This window comes from Aquidulcibacter sp. (assembly GCF_020253525.1).
Lineage (GTDB): Bacteria > Pseudomonadota > Alphaproteobacteria > Caulobacterales > Aquidulcibacteraceae > Aquidulcibacter.
Genome location: NZ_JADCBK010000049.1, coordinates 1 through 19,677, shown reverse-complemented (window position 1 = coordinate 19,677; position 19,677 = coordinate 1). Strand labels below are relative to the sequence as shown.

Here is a 19,677-nt window from a genome sequence, read left to right as displayed (position 1 = left end):
TCGGGCGATTTGTCGCGTCAAGTCCAGATTTCCTTCGGAAATCTGCCGCGGAGCGGCGCGAAGCGGACTTGACCCGTCAAATCGCCCACAAACAATCGAAGTTGGCCTTTGGTGTAGGCAAAGCCTGCACCAAAGCCTTCCAGAACAAAATAACTACAAGCTATGTCATCCCCGATGGCGTCAGCCATGTCCCAGACCTTGTGCCGCACAGTCCCACAAGGTCCAACCTCTCACGCCCTCGCAGAAATCTTTTGTGACGCATTCAAGAGAAGGGCTTTGGTGAACGCATCGGTATCGAACACCGAATACCATCCCTGTGGCTCGTGCGGCGGATCGCCGACATAGGCGGTTTCTTTCGGCTTCATGCGATAGTCGGCGTGCAAGGCGCGGCCTTCCCCACCCCAAGCCCAGAAATTAATGCCGGCAATCTCGCCGCCGCGCTGATGGCTCTCCAGCAAGGACTTGATGATCAGATCATAAAATTGATCGCGCCATTTTGTTGGGGTGCCAGCCTCATAAGAGGCTTCATCACGGGGGAATCCAAATTCTTCGATGACGAGCGGCTTTTTAAGCGCATTGGTGATGGTAACCGAATTGGCAATATAGGCCGTGGTTTCTTTTGCCACCGTTGGGAAGCTGCCCTCCAAATCCTTAGGGTCGGCCCACGACCAATTCTGCGGCCAGATATGGGCCGTCGTATAGTCGATGTTGGGGCTGTCCTGGGCTGTTTGGGTCAAAGCCAGATCGTCATTGCAACCCTTAGGACCTTCATGTCCAACACAGACCAGATGGTTCGGATCGAGCGATTTAATCAAAGCGGCCGAGCGGTCGATCCAGCCCTTATAGGCCTTAAAACGTTTGGCAATGATCTCATCTGTCCCACCCGGTCGCGGCTCATTGCATAATTGCCACGACATGATCGTTGGATCATCCTTATAGGCCTTTTTGGTAACACTATTGGTACGTGTCACCAAGCTTCTGACATAGGCCTCATATTTGGCGAGGGCAGCTTGGTTTTCATAAAATTGCGAGACAAAATCAGGGAAGGCAGGCCAAGGATGGGCCGGATCATTCATGTCGATATAGCTGCCCCCATTGGTCCAGGCCTCATAGGTTCCAAGCCCGCCCGACCATTCCCAGAAATTGGTCAGATAAAGGATGGCTGTCATGCCGCGCTCGGCCAGAAGTGCAAGCGCCTTGTCCAAGCCTTGGAGAAGGCTTTCGTTCAAAGCCCCGTCCGGGGTTTGGAAAGCGGGGTTCAGAGAGTTTTTGAGGGGGGAAAGTTCCGAGGAAGCCAAGAGGCGCAAATTGGTGATGCCAAGCTGTGCCATCGCATCGAGCTCTCGTTCAAGTCGACCGGGATTGCCAATTGCTGGATCGGGGGAGGCGGCATAGGCCGCATACCAAAGATTGGCCCCGACATAATAATAGGGCTTGCCCTCTTTGATAAATTGTTGGCCCTTGGTGGTGATGAAATCTTGTTTGGCGCTGGAAGAAGGGCTGCAACCAGCCAAACCAACCGCCGAAAGACCAGCCAGCGTCAGGCCTGCCCCGGCCAGTCCAAGCGACACTTCTCGACGATTTACCATACCGATCTCTCCACAAATCACCCGTGAGGACTAAATGTATGGGCAATAAAAACAGCGCTGTCAATTTAGCTCGACGGAGCGCAGGTGCGTGAGCGGGGCGGCCTAGTTTCTTACCCTGAAGTCGGCGAGTGAAATCTTGAGGCGTTTGACTTTGTCGTAAAAGGTCTTGCGTGGCAGGCCCAACGAGGCGATGGTTTTTTGGATATCGCCGCCTGTTTCTTGCAAGGTTTGCTCGATAAAGGCCTTCTCAAACTCTGCCACACGCACTTTCAACCGATCGGTCGTGGAGGGTTGTTCAGCGCGCGATGCGGGAAGCTTACCATCCCAAAGGCCCAAGACATTTTGCTCGGCGAAACTCTGTAACTCTCGCACATTTCCGGGCCAATCATGGCTTCTTAAATGGCGATAGACCTCCGGAGTTAGGGCAGGCGGTTTGCGGCTGTAGCGCTTTGCCGCTTGATCTAGGAACAAACTGTAGAGGAGGGGGATGTCTTCGCGTCTTTGTCGCAAGGGGGGTATTTTCAAGGTCAGACTATTGAGGCGGAAGAGCAGGGTTGGGAAGAAACTCCCTTCCTGCACCCGTTCGGTCAGTTGGCTGGAGCTAGCGGCCACAACACGCGCATCAAAGGGGCGTGACTGATGGGCACCCAGTGGCGTGACTTCGCGCACTTCTAAGGCCCGATGCAGCTTTTGTTGCACCTTCATGGGGGCCGCATCAATGGCGTCTAAGAAGAGCGTGCTTTTGTGCGCCAATTCAAGCCGGCCAACGCGGGTCTTATAGGCAGCTGGATAAGCCCCTTGGGCGACGCCAAACAATTCCTCATCAAGCAAAGCGTCTGGCAGGGCCCCACAGTCAATGGTCACCATTTGCCGCCGACTGCGGTTGCTTTGTGCGTGCAACATGGCTGCGACGAGGCTTTTGCCTGTGCCTGTCTCGCCTTCAATCAGAACGTCGACATCAATCTCAGCCACTTGCGCGATCGTTCGGCGTAAGGCTGTGATTGCACCCGAAGATCCATAAAGCGGACCGCCTTCGACACCATCCTGCCGCAAGTCGCGCAGGTGTCGGACTTCCAAAGTCAGAGCGCGACGTTCAAGCGCGCGCTGGGCAGTCAACACCAATTGTTCGGGTAAAAACGGCTTGGACAAAAAGTCATAAGCACCTTGGCGCACGGCATTGACCGCAGTGGCAATGTCGGCATGACCAGAGACCAGAATGATAGGCACTTCGGGGTCAATTTCCTTGACCCTGCGAAAAAGCTCAAGGCCATCCATGCCGGGCATCCGAAGATCGCAGACGATCACGCCATCAAAAGTATCCGAAAAGGCCAAAAGCCCTGCTTCAGCCGAGTCAAAGGCGCGGACATTAAAGCCTGCAAGTTCGAGGGTTTGGCGATGCGCTGCGAGGACATCGGCCTCATCATCAATGAGGAGAATGGTGTCAGGATTCGAGGACGTCATTGGGCTGGCCGCAATCGCATGATAAAGGCGGCCCCTTGCTTGGGGTTAGCGGCGATAAGCTCGCCACCAAAGTCGGCCATGATGTCGCGCGAAATCACAAGGCCCAGGCCCAATCCATCGCGCTTGGTTGTTGAGAAAGGCTGAAACAGGCTCGCCCGTGTCTCGGCTGACAGACCCGGCCCATTGTCAGCAAGGGTAAGCTCTACAAAGCCATTAGCCAGCGCAATCGATAGGTTGATCTCAACGCCCTGCTGTCCGGCATCTAAGGCATTGGCCATCAGATTGACGAGCACTTGCTCAAGTCTGACAGCCTCGGCCTGCACCAAGGCATCGTCTTTGGGCAGCTGAATAGTGGCATTTAGCGTTGCGATACGATCCCGCAGCAAGAGGAGAGCACCCTCAATCACGTTGCTGAGGCTGACGGCGGTCATGGCTCCGGTTGCCTTGCGCGCAAAGCCCAAGAGTTCGGCCGTGATGGTGCCGATGCGCGTGGCCAAGCCAATCACCCGATTTAAGTTGTCGCGCGCTTCATGTGTTTGGCCACGATCAAGAAAGGTGACCGCATTGCTGGTATAGGCGGATATCGCAGCCAGTGGCTGGTTGATCTCATGGCCGACGCCCGCCGCAATTTGGCCGAGGGCTGCGAGCTTATTGAGTTGCACCAATCGCTCGCTCATCTCGCGCTGTTGAATGGCAAGGTTGCGCTCTGCTTTAAAGGCGGCACTGCGGCGCAGATAAACCATGGCGAGTCCAAGCGCAAACAAAGCGAGTAGGCTTGCGAGCACGCTGACCCGACTAGAAAAAACGGCTGCCCTGATGCTGTCCTGGGTTGCCGTTAACACATGTAATTGCCAGTCATTGGTCAGCTGCTTCACCGCTTCGGCATATTTTTTAGACGTGATGTCCGCCGCATCTGGTCTACCTATTTCGCCTTGCTGATAGAGCGGTAAGACTTCCAGCGGATTGGTTCCGTAATCGAGGTCCCGCAGCATTTTGCTTTGGATGGCTTGGCTCAAGGGTTGGACCGTCTTGAACCGCCAGTCGCGATTGCTGGTAATCAGAATGACGCCGTTGGAATTGGTGGCAAAGACTGTCACACCTGCCTTGCGCCACTCGGCTTCCAGATTATCAAATTCAACTTTCGAGACAATCACGCCAATGGGTCTGCCACCGGATTGAAGTTGGCGGGCGATATAGAGGCCGGGGCGGCGCGATACCGTGCCCAGTGCAAATTGCTCGTGATGTCCGTTGCGCATGGCTTCGCGGAAATAAGATCGGAAACCATAATTCTGACCGACAAAGGTCTCTGGTCGCTGCCAATTGCTCGACGCCAAAGTCAGGCCTTGGGTATCAAGAAGATAGATAGCGGCAGCCCCCATGTCGCGACTAAGGGCTTCAAGCTTCCGATTGAAAGCATCCAGCCGCTGACCATTCTCGCCGGCTAAGACGGCACGCGCATCGGCATCCTGCGCCAACACAAGGGTCGCTAAACGAAACCGCTCATGCTCGCTCTCGAGAGCCGACGCCAGAAGCTCGGCCGACACATTGCCCCGCTGACCTGCTTCAGCCAAGGCCCGGTTGCGCGCGATGGTATCGGAGACCACAAAGCTCGCCACAATCAGCAAGAGGCCCGCAATAGTCGCCGCTGCCAGGAGGAATCTTGATGCGGGTCTGTTCATCCTAGCACGCCCCAAATCACATTGGCCCTTGGATCTTTGGTGGCGGAAAAACGCACATTTTGCAATGATCTTGTGTGATAAACCGCACAATTATTCAGGGGAAAACAGCTAAGCCCATAAATTCAAATTAGTTTATTTTTGGCCGTTTAAATTTTACCTCTCCAGAGATTTTGGCTAAATTTCCGTCAATAAGAATGGCAACAAGCCGCTCGATAAACAGATGGGGAAATGCCGTGGCGATCAGCCAACCGATAGCGACAGGACCGAGCGCCACCGCGACGAAGCCAGTGGCTTGGTATCAGCAACTTTACACCCAAGTGGTGATTGCTGTTGTCCTTGGCATTGCCATTGGCGCAATTTTCCCGACCTTTGGCGCGAGCCTAAAGCCTCTTGGTGATGCCTTCATCAATTTAGTGAAGATGATTATCGCCCCTGTGATCTTCCTGACCGTGGTGACGGGCCTGGGCGGCATGTCGCATGTCAATAAGATTGGCAGCGTTTTTGGTAAGGCATTGGCCTATTTTCTGGCCGTCTCAACCTTTGCTCTCGCGATTGGATTGGTTGTTGGAAATCTTGTTCAGCCCGGCGCTGGCATGAATATTGATCCCGCGACATTGGATGGAAAGCTGGTTGAGAATTACACAGAGCGCGCGCACGAACAAAGCCTCTTGGGCTTTGTGATGAACATCATTCCAAAGACGCCAATCAGTGCCTTGGCCGAAGGCGAAATCCTACAAGTCCTGTTGATTGCGGTTCTGACCGGGATCGCCATTGCCGCTGTGGGTGAGCCCGCCCAGCCACTATTGAATGTGTTGGAGGCCGCAAACCAAGTTGTCTTCAAGCTGGTTCATATGCTGATGAAACTGGCGCCCATTGGTGCGTTCGGCGCGATGGCCTTCACGATTGGCAAGTTCGGTGTGGCGAGCCTTGTTAGTCTCGGTTCGCTGATTGTGACTTTCTATGTCACGTCGCTTTTGTTCGTGATCATTGTCTTGGGCCTGATCGCACGGCTGGCTGGCTTCTCCATCTTCCAACTGGTTCGCTACATCAAGCAAGAACTCTTGCTCGTCCTTGGCACATCTTCGTCGGAAGCGGCCTTGCCGACTTTGATGGAGAAACTTGAACGGGCAGGGTGCCGGAAAGAAGTGGTCGGGATAGTCCTGCCCACGGGCTATTCCTTCAATCTGGACGGCACCAACATCTATATGACCTTGGCAGCGACCTTTATCGCCCAAGCTGTCGGCATCGACCTATCCCTGCATGACCAGCTTTTGTTGATTGGCGTAGCGGCGATCAGTTCCAAAGGGGCAGCCGGCGTCACCGGTGCTGGGTTTGTGATTTTGGCCGCGACCTTGTCGGTTGTGCCCAGTGTACCTGTAGCTGGCATGGCGCTGATCCTTGGCATCGACCGCTTCATGAGTGAGTGCCGCGCTTTGACCAACCTCATGGGCAATGCGGTCGCAACCATTGTGGTGTCGCATTGGGAGGGAGCCTTGGACAAAGACATGTTGGCCGAAGCCCTCGCAGGGGCGGGCACACAATCATCTGATCCAACCTAGGGGATCATTGAGATAGGATCACATAACGCAGAAATTTGGGACCCATGGGGTCGAAGCTACATCCAAGTAAAAACACGTTAGGGGCAGGAAAGCTATGAAGACCACGCAAATCTTATTGGGAACAACCGCGCTTGTTTGGGGCCTGGCTGGCCTAGCTCACGCTCAGACGGCATCAGCTCCTGCAAATCCAAATGCGGAGCCGGCGCAAGAAGTTGAGACCATTATTGTGGTCGGCAGCCAAATTCGGGGTGCGTCCACAACGGCAGCTTTGCCCGTCGCGGTATTTAACCAAGAAGAGATCAAGACGACTGGGGCCGTCAATGGTGATGATCTCCTTCGCACCATTCCGCAAATGGGCGACGTATTGGTAAGCCCAGCCAATAATGCGCAGACTTCGAACTCTGCGCGCGGTGATGTGAATTCGATCAATCTGCGGTCTTTGGGTGTGGGCAACACGCTCGTCTTGCTCAATGGTCGGCGGATTGTGCAACACCCAACCAGTCAGGGGACATCCGATACCGGTACGGTGCCGGTTCTCACCTATAATTCCAACGCGATCCCGGTTTCAGGTTTGGAACGATTAGAAGTCTTGCTTGACGGGGCGGCAGCTATCTATGGCGCAGATGCGGTCGCCGGTGTGGTCAATACTGTCACCCAAAGCAACTTCAATGGCTTGAAGATTGACGCCCAATATGGTGCGGCCGAAGGCACGAATTTGCGCGAATTCAACCTTGGCATCTTTGCCGGGAAGGACTTTGATCGTGGCAATATTTCTCTGTTTGTGGATTATACTGACCGCACCGCCTTGCGTGCTGAAGATCAAGAATTCACCAAGACCGACAATCTGCGCAGCTTCTTTGTGGACGAGGCTGATTTTGCCAGCAGCTTAACGCCCGACGCCCGAAACACACGAGGTCCATGGGCTAATTTGGCGGTTGTTGCGGGTCCTGGGATTATTCGTCGAGGCACGGTTGCCCTTACAACCGCCGCAGGTGCTTTCAGCATCCGGCCAACCACCATTGCCGGCTGCTCGGCCACTTTAACGACAAATGCTGGCATCTGCATTGGCTCTGGCGCGTTGACCTTTAATACAGTTCAACGCGAACTACGCTTTGATACCGCTCCTGGCACGACCATCACGCCCGACACCCAGCGTATCAATACGATGCTGACGGGTCATTTTGATATCAGCGAAAATCTGACCGCCTTTGGTGAGCTCGGCTTCTATCAGGCGACGACAACGCGGATCCAGCCACCTGTCATCAACCTCAACACCCTTACCATTCCGGCTTCCAATTATTGGAACCCATTTGGCCCAACCGTATTTGCCAATGGCCAAGCCAACCCCAATCGCTTGCCCGGGCTGACCAATGTGCCAACCAGCGGCCTTGCCATCACGCTGAACCAATATCGCTTCGTCGATGCGGGCTATCAGAACGTGAATGTGGATAACTACCAAGCCCGGCTTTTGGCTGGCCTGAAAGGTGTTTATCGCGGCTTCAACTGGGAATCGGCGATTGTCTATTCGGAAGCCGAGGCGGAAGACGTGTCCGACGCGGTCAATTCAACCGCCCTTCAACGTCAATTGGCTCTGTCGACACCTGATGCCTATAACCCCTTTAATGGCGGTTGCTTGGATCAGTTAAGCTATGGCGATTGTACACCAAGCTCTAAAGCCGCCATTGATGCCATCACCTTCAAACTGCGCCGCGAGTCGCGGACTACTTTGAGCATGGCCGACTTTAAAGTCTCCAAGGGCGATCTGTTCTCGATTTGGGGCGGCGATGTTGGTATTGCTTTTGGCTTAGAAGTTCGGGCAGAGACCCAACGCGATAATCGCGACGCAAACTTGGATGGCTCCAACCCATTTGTGGACTCAGTCACCGGCGCAACACAATTGAGCAATGTCATTGCCGTTAGCCAAAACCCAGACACCAAAGGCAAGCGCAATGTGCAGGCGGCTTATGTCGAATTTGCGGTACCGATCGTTTCGCAATCCATGAATATCCCGCTGGTGCGCAGCATTGACCTTCAGATCGCGGGCCGGGCTGAGAATTACAGTGACTTTGGCAGCGTCGTGAAGCCAAAGGTTGCTGTTGCTTGGGATATTGTGGACAGCCTGCGCTTCCGCGGCTCTTATTCGGAAGGCTTCCGCGCGCCGAACCTAGAGCAAACTAACACCAAGACCTATGGCCGCTTGGCGACAAACAATGACTACATCCGTTGTGAAGCGGATTTGCGTGCCCGCCGGATTACGACTTTTGGGGCCTGTACGCGCAGCATTGGCTATTCGCTTCTGTTGTCGGGTAATCCAGATCTGCAGCCAGAAGAAAGCACAAACTCGTCCTTTGGCTTGGTTTTCCAGCCCAAGTTCTTGCCAGATTGGGCCGGCAATTTCACCTTTACCGCAGACAAGTGGCGGATTGAGCAAGAGCGGATCGTGGGCCTCTTTGGCGGCTCAAACGCCGTCGTGCAGGACTATCTCGACCGTCTTGGCGGGAAGTCCAACCCGCTTGTGACGCGGGCTGCCCCGAATGCCGATGACATTGCTTTGTTTGCAGGTACCGGCATTACGCCGGTTGGCCAAATTATCTCGGTCAGTGATCGGTTCGTTAATTTGCTACCGCAAGAAGTCGAAGGCCTCGATCTTGGTGTTCGGTGGCGCTTAAAGACCAAGACCGCAGGAAGCTTCCGCGTCAGCCTGAATGCGTCGCACTTGACCAAGTTTGGACGTGAACCTGGCCCTGCAGTCGATGCTCTGTTTGCCGCCCGCGCAGCGGGCACCATTAATGCGGCAACGCCCTTGCCCGAATCCTCCGACTTGCTGGCCAAGAATGGTCGCCCAGAGTGGCGCGGCTCAGGCTCTTTGACTTGGAGCCGCGGCGAATTCCAAATCGGCTTGTTCACCCAATATATCAGCGCGGTGGACGAGACTGGCTTCTTGGACGTCAATGGGGTTGCATGGGAGGTGGAGTCCCAACTCACCACAAACCTCTACTTCCAATTTGAACCCAAAGCGAAAAAGGGTTGGGCATCCAATACCAGCTTCCGTGCCGGGGTTCGCAATCTGACCAATGAGCAGCCACCTTTGGCCTCAACCGGTTATTTGGGTTCCTTATATCGCCCGTACGGTCGTTACCTCTATTTCAGCACGTCGAAGTCATTCTAGGCTATGTTTGAGATAGCCATTCACTAAGAGGCGGGGCGAGATGAGGCGACACACAAAATATCTGGGCCGGGTTGCGGGTTGCGTGCTGGCTTTGACTTTGCTGTTTAGTCTCATCTGCCCCACATCAGCTTTGGCGCAAGAGACCTCAATGGGTCAGCCAGCGTCAACGCCTTGCCCCGCATTTCTGCCAAGCCAAACCCAATGCTTCACCGGCAAATCGGCTGCAGGTGCGCCGTTCTTCATCGCGATGCCAAGGGATTGGAACCAAAATCTAATCCTGTTTGCCCATGGTGGGCCCCGCCTTGGCGCACCGAAATTGTCTGAGACGATTGAGGATTTAGAGCGGTTTCACGTCCTGGTTCGTGAAGGCTATGCGTGGGCTGGCACCACTTATCGCCGAGGTGGCTATGGCGTGCGATCGGCAGCGGAAGATATGGATCATCTGCGAACATTGACCTGGAGCTATTTTGGACGGCCCAAGCGCACCATCCTGCATGGGCAATCTTGGGGCGGAAATGTCGCCGCAAAGGCAGCGGAACTCTATGCCATGGACCTAGACGGTAAGCGCAACTTTGACGGCGTTATCCTAACCAGTGGGGTTCTGGCAGGTGGGACAAAGGCCTATCGATTGCGATCGGACTTGCGGGCGGTCTATCAATATTATTGCCGCAATCACCCAAGACCCAATGAAGTCCAATATCCAGTCTGGCAGGGCTTGCCTGTTGGTGCCACCATGACGCGGGCCGAATTGGCGGAGCGGGTACGGGAATGTACGGGTATTGGAATTCCAGAGGCACATCGATCAGCGGCACAAAAAGCCAACCTGCGCAACATCACCTCGGTGCTTTCGATCCAAGAAGAGCAACTTATCCCAAATCTGGCTTGGGCGACCAACACATTTCAAGACATGATTGGCCGCCTGAATGGACGTAACCCATTCTCCAATCAAGGCACAATCTATACGGGCTCCGACGATGATCGGGCTTTGAACGCCGGGGTGGAACGCTTTGCCGCTGACCCCATTGCTCTGGCTGAACTCGGCTATGATAGCGATCTGAGTGGTTTAATTGTTGCGCCCGTCATCACCGTCCACGGCATTCATGATCCGGTTGCTCATGTCTCTCACGAGGCAGCCTACCGGCAGACGGTTGAGCAGGCAGGACGCGGTGATCTGTTGGTGCAAACCTTTACCGACGAAGCCGAACATAGTCGCTTAAGCGTGCCAACTTATCCGACCCTGTTTTCGGCCATGATAAATTGGATTGAGACGGGAAAGCGTCCAACCCAGGAGAGCATTAAAGCAGCGTGCCCCGTATTTGCGCAAAAATATGGCGCGCCCTGTTTGTTCGTCGCGCCTTATACGCCTACCCTTCAGGGACGTTAATTGAACTAATCTGGTCACAAGTGCGTTTCAAAAATGGAGCGTTATCAAGCCTAAGCTTCTTCTGTAAGCTTTGCGCCAGATTGGAGGCCTTATATGTCTAAACAACCCGCCTTTTTCATTCCTCATGGCGGAGGTCCTTGCTTTTTCATGGAAGACTCCGCCGGTATGTGGACCGGCATGGCGCGCTTTCTGGAAAGTCTGCCCGCTCTTTTGCCAGAGGCACCCAAGGCTATTTTGGTCGTGTCCGCCCATTGGGAAACCAAGGGCTTTGCCTTTACGGGCGCTGCAAAGCCGGGACTCTTGTATGATTATTATGGCTTTCCGCCGCACACCTATGCCTTGACTTATCCAGCGCCGGGAGCACCGAGCCTTGCAGCGCATGCTGCGAGTTTACTGCGCGCACAGGGTATTGACGCCTTTGTCGATCCAGATCGCGAATTGGATCATGGTGTGTTCATTCCGCTGAAGGTTGCTTTCCCCGATGCGCACATTCCCGTTGTTGAAATGTCGGTCGAACAGAGCTTTGATCCGGCTTTGCATCTGGCCGCGGGTCAAGCCTTGATTGAGTTGCGGGACGAAGGCGTTATGATCCTTGGATCAGGCATGAGCTTTCATAATATGCGCGCCTATGGCGATCCGCGCGCGTCACCTGGTGCGCGTGCCTTTGATGATTGGTTGACTGAAACAGTTCAATCAGATGCTGCAGAACGTACAGAGCGTCTTTCGCGTTGGTCTGAAGCCCCATCGGCCCGTTTTGCCCATCCATTACGACAAGAAGAGCATTTGTTACCCTTATTGGTCGCCGCAGGCAGCGGCGCTGGCAAAGGCGAGCGCATTTATAATGAGGAGGTTCTCTCAACCGCTCTGTCTGGCTATCGGTTTTGATCGCCGAAAGGTGAGGGGGCTTGCGCGCTTTGGCACAAGCCCCACCCCTGTCATGTTAGCGGAACAGCGAGAGGGCCGTCTGCGAGGAGTTATTTGCAATCGAGAGGGCTTGCACACCCAGCTGTTGTTTGACTTGAAGCGCCTGCAGTCTGGCACTTTCTTTGGCGAGGTCAGCATCGACAATAGCCCCGATCCCGTTGGTCAAAGCGTCTTGCAGCTTGCCAATGAAGGTACGGTGTACTTCAAGGCGTTTCGCACCAGCACCCCAGGTGGCGAGGCGGGTACCGAGGTTGTCAATCGACGCATTGACCTGACCCAGTGCCGTTGTCGCGTTGGCGGTTGTATCAATTGCAGAAGCGGCTGCGACGGTGATCGTGGTCCCGCCAAGCGCCAAACTGGCCCCGGCAACGGTGATGGTATTGCCGCCTGCTGCGTCCCCTAGCGAGACCGCATTATTGGGCGTTGCAGCAATCATGTTCGCCCCGTCGAAAGAGGCGTTTGCGATAATGCTGGTGATTTGGTCCCGCAACTGAATATAGTCGGCGTTCAAGGCTGCTTGAGCCGAAGCGGAGTTACCGACTTGGGTTGCCGCCAAGGCTTTGCCCTTCATCTCATTGAGCAGCTCCATAATGCTTTCCCCGGCAGCAATGCCAGTGTCGAGAATGGAGGCAGCACGGTCAGCAGATTCGCGTACCCGATCATAGGCCGTTACGTCGGACCGCATTTTGTTGGCAATGGCAAACAGAGCGCCATTATCCTTCGCCGAAGCCACTTTCAGGCCCGTTGCAATAGCATTTTGCGACCTGCTCATGTCTTGATTGGTTCGGTTCAAGGTCTGAAGGGCGACCATGGAACCTTGATTGGTATTCACGCTGATCATTCTTGATCTCCTTAACTATACTCATGACATGCCGTTCAGGCATGGAAGTCGTTCGGACTCGGCGTGATTTTGCAAATTGCGGGAAAATTTTGCTTTTTGATTTCTAAGCAATTTTATCTAACTGCCAGTAACGACAAGTAATAAGGCGCCTAATTCGATAACAAATCTGTGTGATTCAGGTGATAATGGAAAAATTTGGCTAATGTAAACAAAAAACACGGATTTGTGTTTGATAATACATAAAGAAGACTCGGACCTGAAGTATAGAGATAAAGTATATTGTTACTTGATAGTCTCAGCTTGGCTGTAAGCCTAGGGCCATTCCAATCTTGTTCAAGGTTGAGTCAATCAGCGCCTCAACGCTTTCATCGGTCAGCTGGAGGGAGTCGATGGCGCGCGTATGCAGAATGGATGCGAGGCCGTGAATGGTTGACCAGATAAACATCGCGTCGGCTTCAAGCATCGAAGCTGTCCTTCCAGGTCGCGGCAAAGCTTCGAGGGCGGACCGCAAAAGCTGGAATGCATGTTGGGCCTTGGCCAGCATCTCGGGGTGCTGTGCGGGGTCGGGCATTTGTGCGCCAAACATGAGCCGATAGGAAAGGGGCGATTCAAGGGCGTAACGCATATATGCGCGCCCCATATTCCGCAAAGCGTCTGGCGGCATTTCTCCTTTGGTGCTGTCGTCGAGATAGGCAGCGAAATCTGCATAACAGCGGGCAATGACTTCGGCGAGTAAATGATCCCGACTGGGATAATGCTTGTAAGGCGCTTGATGCGAAATGCCCAAACGTCGCGCGACTTCTCGAAGACTTAAGGCTTCAAGCCCGCTTTCTTCAATGATGGCCCGTGCCTCAACGAGGGCCGCTTCTCGCACATCAACCCGCGGCTTCACCGTCCCCATGTGCCTTTTGCCTTGTCATTCCGGCCGATACCATCCCCAAGATGGCTGTGCGGCCCATTCGAGGCAAGGGGGATAAAGCGGCTTCTAATGTCTTTGCCCAGAAACTTGGACGAACGGTCGTTGCACGGCCAAGCTTTGATAAGGCCCCCCGAGCAACTGCTTCTGGGGTGTCGAACATTGACATGGTGAGTCCAGCCCGGGCAGCAAATCCGGTTTTGACTGGGCCTGGTGCCACTGCCAATACATCAACACCCAATGGCTTCAGCTCCCCCCGAAGGCCTTCAGCCAGAACCTGAATATAGGCCTTAGTAGCCGCATAATGGGCTTGTCTGGGTACGCCTTGGAAACCCAATAAGGAACTCAATAAGATGATACCGCCCTTGCCGCGTTTAACAAATCGGTTGGCAAAATGATGCGTACCGACAAGGGGTGCCGCACAATTGAGTGCCAGCATATTGATTTCGGTTTCCACGGCATTGTTCAAGAACGGACCCGAAGTACCAAAGCCAGCAGATGCGATAAATAGGCCAATATCCAATTCTTGTGTGGCTCTCATCAAGGCTTCTTGGCCTGCGGCATCGGCAAGATCGGCCGATAGCGCCCGCGTTTCAATCCCATGGGCTTGCTTTAGTTCAATCGCTAAGCTCGACAACGCATCCATCCGCCGGGCAACTAGGAGAAGATGAAAACCTTCTCGGGCAAGTTCACGGGCAAAAGCCCGGCCAATGCCATCTGAGGCACCTGTAATGACGGCCCAAGGGCCATAGCGTTCAAGCCGCCGACGTGCTTCATCTGACATGGATCACCTAGTTAGTTGACAGTGTCTACTAACTAGGTTGCTGCCCTGACCGCGTCAAGCGGTAAAGCCTGTCACACACATGTGCGCAAACGTCGGGCAGCCCGAATGTCGGTAATCTCTTGGTTTAGCTTCGCCACAAAAAAGGCATCGCAACCCAGACATACATTGGCAACTTCTCTGCCCTTGCCATCGGTTTGAACCGAGGCGGCGCGATAATCGTCTCGACTCCAGCCTAAGGACAAACCCATAGCTTCTGGATCTCCGGCATTGATGGCTTCAAAAGCAGGGTGCCCCTTTAGGCTATCGAGAATGTCGACCAATTTTTCTTCGGTCAGATTGCCAAGTGGGGCTTTGGTCTTCAGGCAGCACGGATAAATTGATCCATCAGGCTCAATAGCGACTTCGCTTCCAGCTTGTCCGTGATTGAGAAAGTTTTTGCCGCCACTCCAGCGCGCACAGAAATTGGTTTCATATGTCGCATCGGATAAGCCATTTGCCCAAGCCCTTCCCCTTGGCCATAATTCGCCAATCCAAAGGTCAGGCTGTGCTCCGAAAAACAGGAAATAAGGGCCCTGGCCACGTTCAGACCGCGTTGGCGCAGGCGTTTTAAGCTTGGGATCGCGCTGCCCACCCAAACCAACTTCTTGGACACCAAATTGGGTCATCATGGCGCGAATTTTGTCCATCAGTTTGAACTTCTTGTCGCCCTCAAGTCCAACATGATAATCATCAATCGAGGCAATCGCGATCGTTCCAACGCCCCGCGCCAGCATGGCCTCAATATGCTCAGGCTTGAGGATATCGCCTGTGGTCTGAATGGAAATGTGTGGCGCTTGGGCACCCCAACGCCTTTGGATGGCTTCAAGGACTGGATAAAAGAGTTCTTCTCGGACACCATCGATCAGAAGTTCGCCACCTGCGAGCACCAATAGGCCTTGCCTGCGACGCGTAGGGTCTTTGGGATCAGCATAGGTGAAATCGTCCGGCAAGTTCGCAAGGATAGCTTCATATGCCGACTGACCTTCCGACACGACGCGCTTTAAATCCTCCCGCACATAGGGTCTGAAGCGATCATCATAGCAATGGACACATTTGCGGTGACAGGCCCAAGTTAGAACCCAATAAATTGCCTCCAAAGCTATCCCCCTCCAACTGAAGCGCCAAATCTTTGCGGCCGGGCCTCTTTCTTGCCCTTGCCTAAGGGACGATCAGCATGAACAAGAAGACCGCAAACAGCACAAGATGCAAGGCACCTTGCATGACCGTCGTTCGCCCGGTCGAAAGCGATAAAGTCGACACCAACAAAGTCAGCAGCAATAGGACCGTATTTGTTGGGTTGAGGCCCAAGGCCAAATTCCAATCAAAAATCAGCGCAAGTCCTGCAACCACGGGAATCGTCAAGCCAATTGTCGCAAGAGCCGAGCCCAACGCGAGGTTGAGGCTGGTCTGGAGGCGATTGGCGCGGGCAGCTCGTACCGCTGCTATTCCTTCGGGTAATAGGACGAGGCCCGCGATGATCACACCCACAATAGCTTTTGGGGCACCGGCAAGCGCAACCAAGCCTTCAACGGTAGGTGCCAATGTCTTTGCGATCCACACAACTGCCACCAGGGAAACCAACAAGAATAGACCACTAATCATCGTGAGCCGATCCGAGGGCAGCGGCGCTTGGGTTGGCTCAGTGGTACTTGGCTCTAGCTCGTCGGGCAGGAAGTATTCTCGGTGCCGAATAGTTTGAACTAAGACAAAGGTTGCATAAAGCACCAGTGAGACAGTACCTACAAACGCAAGTTGGGCTGGCGCGAATAATGGGCCAGGGATTGTCGTCACATAATTGGGCAAAACGAGGGTGATAATGGAAAGCGCTGCTAGCGTTGCTAATGCGGCACTTACTCCGGTTTGCATATAGGCTTGTTCGCCGTGGCGGAGACCACCCAAGAGAAGACATAGGCCGATCACGCCATTGAGGATGATCATAATGGCGGCCATGACTGTGTCACGCGCCAGCCCTTCTGTGCCTTCGCCTCCGGCGAGTTTAATGGAAACGATGAGTCCAACTTCAATGATGGTAACGGCGACCGCAAATAGAAATGTACCAAATGGCTCACCCACTTTATGGGCGATTACTTCAGCATGGTGCACCGCCGCGAGTACACACGCAAATAAGGATAGCCCCAAAGCAACCAGCACATAGGGAGACGCTATAGTCATGTAGGCGGCAAACAAGGCCCAGCCCGCCACAGGTGCCAGAAGCGTCCATTTTGGAATGAAAGAGAGGGTCTTGATCATGGAGGGTCCATACTAGGCGCAACAATCAACAGCTTAGACTTTGCACCAACGCTTCTCGTGCGTCTGCCAAGCCAAACACACAAAGCCGTGATCGACTGCATGGTATCTGGTGTTCAGCGAAAGCCTCTCTCGAGTTTCCCCATGGATAGGCCCGCGTGCTCCTAAGTCTGCTTATTCATCTCGGGTAGTAGCCCTGTTGCGCGCGCGTGACGGCCGTAAACCAATTCGAACAGGGGCCCAGCCATGAGTGTCGTCACAATCGCCATCACTACCATGATCGAGAAAAGGGCAGGCTCAATAATTCCGCGTTGCAAACCGATATTTAGGATGATCAATTCCATCAAGCCACGGGCATTCATAAGAGCGCCAATACCCATGGCGGTTCGATTGTCTTCCCCTGTTAGCCGGGCTGCGGCATAGCAAGCCAATCCCTTAGCGGCGATGGAAACAGCCAAGATCACTAAAGCAATGAAGAATAGGTTCCACGTATTCACCAACGTTAATTGGGTGTGCAGGCCTGAGTAAGTGAAGAAAAGCGGCAATAATAAAACGGCGGTGACAGGCTCTAATTTCTCGCGCAGCGTTTCAGAGAATTTACCCTTTGGCATTACCGCGCCCAAGACAAAGCCGCCAAACACAGCATGTATGCCAGCGATATCCATGGCAAAGGCGCATAGAGCAAATGCGATCAGAACATAAGCCAGACTGATTTCGCTGATGCCACCGTCGCGCTCCATCATCGTGGCCAAGGGTGCGGTCAACTTTCGGCCAAATAGGCCCATAAAGATGGCAAAGGTGAAGGCACCCCCAATCGCGACGATAGCTACCATAGGCCCGCCGCCAAAACTGGCCAGCACAATGGCGAGCACGCACCAAGCCCCGGCATCGTCAATCGCCCCAGCCGATAACGCCAAAGTGCCCAAAGATGATTTGCTCAAGCCCTTTTCATGGATAATCCGCGCCAACATGGGGAAAGCAGTGATCGCAATACAAGCGCCCATGAAGAGTTGGGCTTCCCAGGTTGCAAGCTTGTCGTGGAACAGCCCAGGCGTTTGAAGGAGCCAAGGCGTAATCAGGAAGGCACAAACAAAGGGAACGGCGATTCCTGAAATCGAAACGGCCGCCGCGCTCTTGGCTCGCGATACAAAATGGGACGTATCGAACGTGAGGCCAACAATAAACATATAGAGGCCAACGGCCAACTGCGCCCCGACAAAGAGGATTGGTTGAGATTCCTTGGGAAAGATAAAGCTCTGCAACTCCGGGGCAAGCAGACCGAATAGGGATGGTCCGAGGCAAACCCCTGCGATCATTTCCCCGACGACTTGTGGCTGCCCCAGAAATCGCTTGCCAAGCCATCCTACCACCCGGCACGCGACCAAGATCACAGCCAATTGGGCGAAAAACACAATGCTAAGTTCTTGGGGTGTCATAAGGGCATCGAACTCCAAGCTTTCAAAGTCACGCAAAGCTACTGACAGAGGAAGCTAATCCGCACAAGGTCGTGTCGGCATCCGTTAGCGATCCCGAACACGCTGTCACACTCAAGTTTCAGTGAGGACAGGCACGATAAAGCTAAACCGTTTAAAGGGCTCTCTATGTTGCTGCGTTGGTTTGTTTGCCGAGGTCCTTATCTTCATAAATCCAGTCGCGCTCTACTAATCTAGATGACGCAAACAGGAGAGCGGCGGCTATGAGATAGAAGCTGGTCCCACACAAAATCGAATAGCGCAAGGATTCTTCGCCAAAGCGGGCCGCCAATCCATCGGACATCGCCCCTAAGAGCAAGTCACCCAACCCAATCCCAACCAAATTATTGATCAAGAGAAAAAGGGCCGAAGCCGTGGCCCGCATGTTGGGTGGTACAATTCCTTGAAACGCCGCCAGAACTGGGCCTAACCAAGCAAGTCCCAACGCAGTTGGGATCAAAAGGACGAAGAATGAAACCCAAATGGCATCCGACAAAATGCCAATCGCGAAAAATGGTGTTGTTGCGACAAAGGCGATGGCGGGCACAAGAGCATAGGCACCTTTGTTCTTGGCACCAAAGCGGTCGCCCAATTGCCCGCCAAGCCAGATGCCCATTAAACCGCCAACCAGCACAATCGTCCCATAGAAATAGCCGGCGTAGAGAAGGGGCCCAGCACCTTGCGGAACCATCCAATTAGGCAGCCACGCCATAGCTTGACCAAGTTCAGGCCCCCATGAGCGCACAAAAAAGGCTGGCAACCAGGCAAACAAGCCATAGCCCATCATGGAGGAGGAAGCAGCGCCAAGGGAAAGGGTCCAAAAACTTGGCTTTCTGATCAAGACAGACATCACTTCGCTTAGCTTTGCGGGGGCGACCTTAGACCCAGGTGGGTCGTATCGGCCTCGCACGGGCTCCTTTACGAGGCTCTTGAAAATGGGCGCGAATGCCACGCCCATCAGACCAACAATGATGAATGCCCATCGCCAGTCGAGCACAGTAGCAATCACGCCGCCGAAGATAATGCCAACCGCCGAACCAATTGGAATACCAAATGAATAGGCCGCCATGGCACGCCCCCGTTTGTCAGGCGGATAATAGTCCGACAGCAAAGAATAAGCCGGCGCAACACCCCCGGCCTCCCCGACGCCTACTAGCAAACGTGCGACAAACAATTGCCAGAAGTTTTGGGCTAAGCCGCATACGGCTGTCATCGCGCTCCACAGGGTCAGCGCGATGGTCATGATCCACGTGCGGTTGAATCGGTCAGCCAAGAGCGCAATTGGAACGCCCAAAGTGGCGTAGAAGAGCGCGAAAGAAAGTCCCCGCATAAGGCCTAATTGCGTATCACTCAGCCCCAGCTCTTGTTGGATCGGGATCGACAAGATGCCAATGATCTGTCGGTCGAGGAAGTTGAAGGTGTAAACGGTGACCAATAAGGTCAGAACAAGCGAGCGGTAGGCAGGGCTAGGATCATTGGCCTGAGCGAGCTTCATGGTCACCTCCATCGAAAAACAAAGTGCCTCCGGCTTTCGTCGGAGGCACCAAGGGCTTGGGAGTTTAGAACTTGGCCGACAGGCTCAAAGTCACGGTCTTGGGCGGCCCGTAGAAGCT

The 19,677-nt window shown here is 54.1% G+C and carries 15 protein-coding genes; 4 read left to right on the top strand and 11 right to left on the bottom strand.

Features of this window, described 5'->3' with window-relative positions; all coding sequences use genetic code 11:
* Window positions 1-17 precede the first annotated feature (17 nt).
* From IOB61_RS06595 to IOB61_RS06580, 4 genes are all read right to left on the bottom strand, one after another.
* On the bottom strand, window positions 18-188 hold the full coding sequence (locus tag IOB61_RS06595) for a hypothetical protein (RefSeq protein WP_290813987.1): 171 nt from the start codon (window positions 186-188) through the stop codon (window positions 18-20).
* Window positions 189-230: 42 nt separating this feature from the next.
* Window positions 231-1,589, bottom strand: coding sequence for a cellulase family glycosylhydrolase (locus tag IOB61_RS06590; RefSeq protein ID WP_290813984.1), 1,359 nt, complete (start codon window positions 1,587-1,589; stop codon window positions 231-233).
* Window positions 1,590-1,691: 102 nt separating this feature from the next.
* Window positions 1,692-3,050, bottom strand: coding sequence for a sigma-54 dependent transcriptional regulator (locus IOB61_RS06585; RefSeq protein ID WP_290813981.1), 1,359 nt, complete (start codon window positions 3,048-3,050; stop codon window positions 1,692-1,694).
* Entirely contained in the window at window positions 3,047-4,729 is a 1,683-nt protein-coding gene (locus IOB61_RS06580) for an ATP-binding protein (RefSeq protein WP_290813978.1), read from the bottom strand. Before IOB61_RS06580 ends, IOB61_RS06585 begins: the two co-directional genes overlap by 4 nt.
* A gap of 233 nt (window positions 4,730-4,962) precedes the next feature.
* Between IOB61_RS06580 and IOB61_RS06575 the strand changes: the two genes are divergently transcribed.
* From IOB61_RS06575 to IOB61_RS06560, 4 genes are all read left to right on the top strand, one after another.
* On the top strand, window positions 4,963-6,288 hold the full coding sequence (locus IOB61_RS06575) for a dicarboxylate/amino acid:cation symporter (RefSeq protein WP_290813975.1): 1,326 nt from the start codon (window positions 4,963-4,965) through the stop codon (window positions 6,286-6,288).
* A gap of 94 nt (window positions 6,289-6,382) precedes the next feature.
* Entirely contained in the window at window positions 6,383-9,457 is a 3,075-nt protein-coding gene (locus IOB61_RS06570; protein WP_290813972.1) for a TonB-dependent receptor, read from the top strand.
* A 40-nt stretch (window positions 9,458-9,497) separates the two neighbouring features.
* Window positions 9,498-10,841 (top strand): hypothetical protein, encoded by a 1,344-nt coding sequence (locus IOB61_RS06565; RefSeq protein ID WP_290813969.1) that lies wholly within the window; start codon window positions 9,498-9,500, stop codon window positions 10,839-10,841.
* Window positions 10,842-10,934: 93 nt separating this feature from the next.
* Complete coding sequence (locus tag IOB61_RS06560) at window positions 10,935-11,726, top strand: class III extradiol ring-cleavage dioxygenase (protein ID WP_290813966.1); 792 nt, start codon at window positions 10,935-10,937, stop codon at window positions 11,724-11,726.
* A 55-nt stretch (window positions 11,727-11,781) separates the two neighbouring features.
* Here IOB61_RS06560 and IOB61_RS06555 read toward each other — a convergent pair whose 3' ends face one another.
* The 7 genes from IOB61_RS06555 to IOB61_RS06525 form a co-directional block, all read right to left on the bottom strand.
* On the bottom strand, window positions 11,782-12,606 hold the full coding sequence (locus IOB61_RS06555) for a flagellin (RefSeq protein ID WP_290813963.1): 825 nt from the start codon (window positions 12,604-12,606) through the stop codon (window positions 11,782-11,784).
* Between the two features lie 295 nt (window positions 12,607-12,901).
* Window positions 12,902-13,507, bottom strand: coding sequence for a TetR/AcrR family transcriptional regulator (locus tag IOB61_RS06550; RefSeq protein ID WP_290813960.1), 606 nt, complete (start codon window positions 13,505-13,507; stop codon window positions 12,902-12,904).
* Entirely contained in the window at window positions 13,482-14,306 is an 825-nt protein-coding gene (locus IOB61_RS06545) for an SDR family oxidoreductase (protein WP_290813957.1), read from the bottom strand. The genes IOB61_RS06550 and IOB61_RS06545 overlap by 26 nt, the downstream gene beginning before the upstream one ends.
* A gap of 71 nt (window positions 14,307-14,377) precedes the next feature.
* Window positions 14,378-15,442: a radical SAM/SPASM domain-containing protein gene (locus tag IOB61_RS06540; RefSeq protein WP_290813955.1), complete on the bottom strand. Its 1,065-nt coding sequence runs from the start codon at window positions 15,440-15,442 to the stop codon at window positions 14,378-14,380.
* A gap of 61 nt (window positions 15,443-15,503) precedes the next feature.
* Window positions 15,504-16,595 (bottom strand): ionic transporter y4hA, encoded by a 1,092-nt coding sequence (locus IOB61_RS06535; protein WP_290813952.1) that lies wholly within the window; start codon window positions 16,593-16,595, stop codon window positions 15,504-15,506.
* 161 nt (window positions 16,596-16,756) lie between these two features.
* On the bottom strand, window positions 16,757-18,028 hold the full coding sequence (locus tag IOB61_RS06530; RefSeq protein ID WP_290813949.1) for a cation:proton antiporter: 1,272 nt from the start codon (window positions 18,026-18,028) through the stop codon (window positions 16,757-16,759).
* 163 nt (window positions 18,029-18,191) lie between these two features.
* Window positions 18,192-19,559 carry an MFS transporter gene (locus tag IOB61_RS06525; RefSeq protein ID WP_290813946.1) on the bottom strand — a complete coding sequence of 456 codons (1,368 nt, stop codon included), beginning with the start codon at window positions 19,557-19,559 and terminating at the stop codon, window positions 18,192-18,194.
* Window positions 19,560-19,677: the final 118 nt, after the last annotated feature.

What these genes read in the sequence shown, in the direction of transcription:
- IOB61_RS06595 (WP_290813987.1), bottom strand. Translation starts at nt 188, where the DNA reads ATGGCTGACGCCATCGGGGATGACATAGCTTGTAGTTATTTTGTTCTG.
- IOB61_RS06590 (WP_290813984.1), bottom strand. Translation starts at nt 1,589, where the DNA reads ATGGTAAATCGTCGAGAAGTGTCGCTTGGACTGGCCGGGGCAGGCCTG.
- IOB61_RS06585 (WP_290813981.1), bottom strand. Translation starts at nt 3,050, where the DNA reads ATGACGTCCTCGAATCCTGACACCATTCTCCTCATTGATGATGAGGCC.
- IOB61_RS06580 (WP_290813978.1), bottom strand. Translation starts at nt 4,729, where the DNA reads ATGAACAGACCCGCATCAAGATTCCTCCTGGCAGCGGCGACTATTGCG.
- IOB61_RS06570 (WP_290813972.1), top strand. Translation starts at nt 6,383, where the DNA reads ATGAAGACCACGCAAATCTTATTGGGAACAACCGCGCTTGTTTGGGGC.
- IOB61_RS06565 (WP_290813969.1), top strand. Translation starts at nt 9,498, where the DNA reads ATGAGGCGACACACAAAATATCTGGGCCGGGTTGCGGGTTGCGTGCTG.
- IOB61_RS06560 (WP_290813966.1), top strand. Translation starts at nt 10,935, where the DNA reads ATGTCTAAACAACCCGCCTTTTTCATTCCTCATGGCGGAGGTCCTTGC.
- IOB61_RS06555 (WP_290813963.1), bottom strand. Translation starts at nt 12,606, where the DNA reads ATGATCAGCGTGAATACCAATCAAGGTTCCATGGTCGCCCTTCAGACC.
- IOB61_RS06550 (WP_290813960.1), bottom strand. Translation starts at nt 13,507, where the DNA reads ATGGGGACGGTGAAGCCGCGGGTTGATGTGCGAGAAGCGGCCCTCGTT.
- IOB61_RS06545 (WP_290813957.1), bottom strand. Translation starts at nt 14,306, where the DNA reads ATGTCAGATGAAGCACGTCGGCGGCTTGAACGCTATGGCCCTTGGGCC.
- IOB61_RS06535 (WP_290813952.1), bottom strand. Translation starts at nt 16,595, where the DNA reads ATGATCAAGACCCTCTCTTTCATTCCAAAATGGACGCTTCTGGCACCT.
- IOB61_RS06530 (WP_290813949.1), bottom strand. Translation starts at nt 18,028, where the DNA reads ATGACACCCCAAGAACTTAGCATTGTGTTTTTCGCCCAATTGGCTGTG.
- IOB61_RS06525 (WP_290813946.1), bottom strand. Translation starts at nt 19,559, where the DNA reads ATGAAGCTCGCTCAGGCCAATGATCCTAGCCCTGCCTACCGCTCGCTT.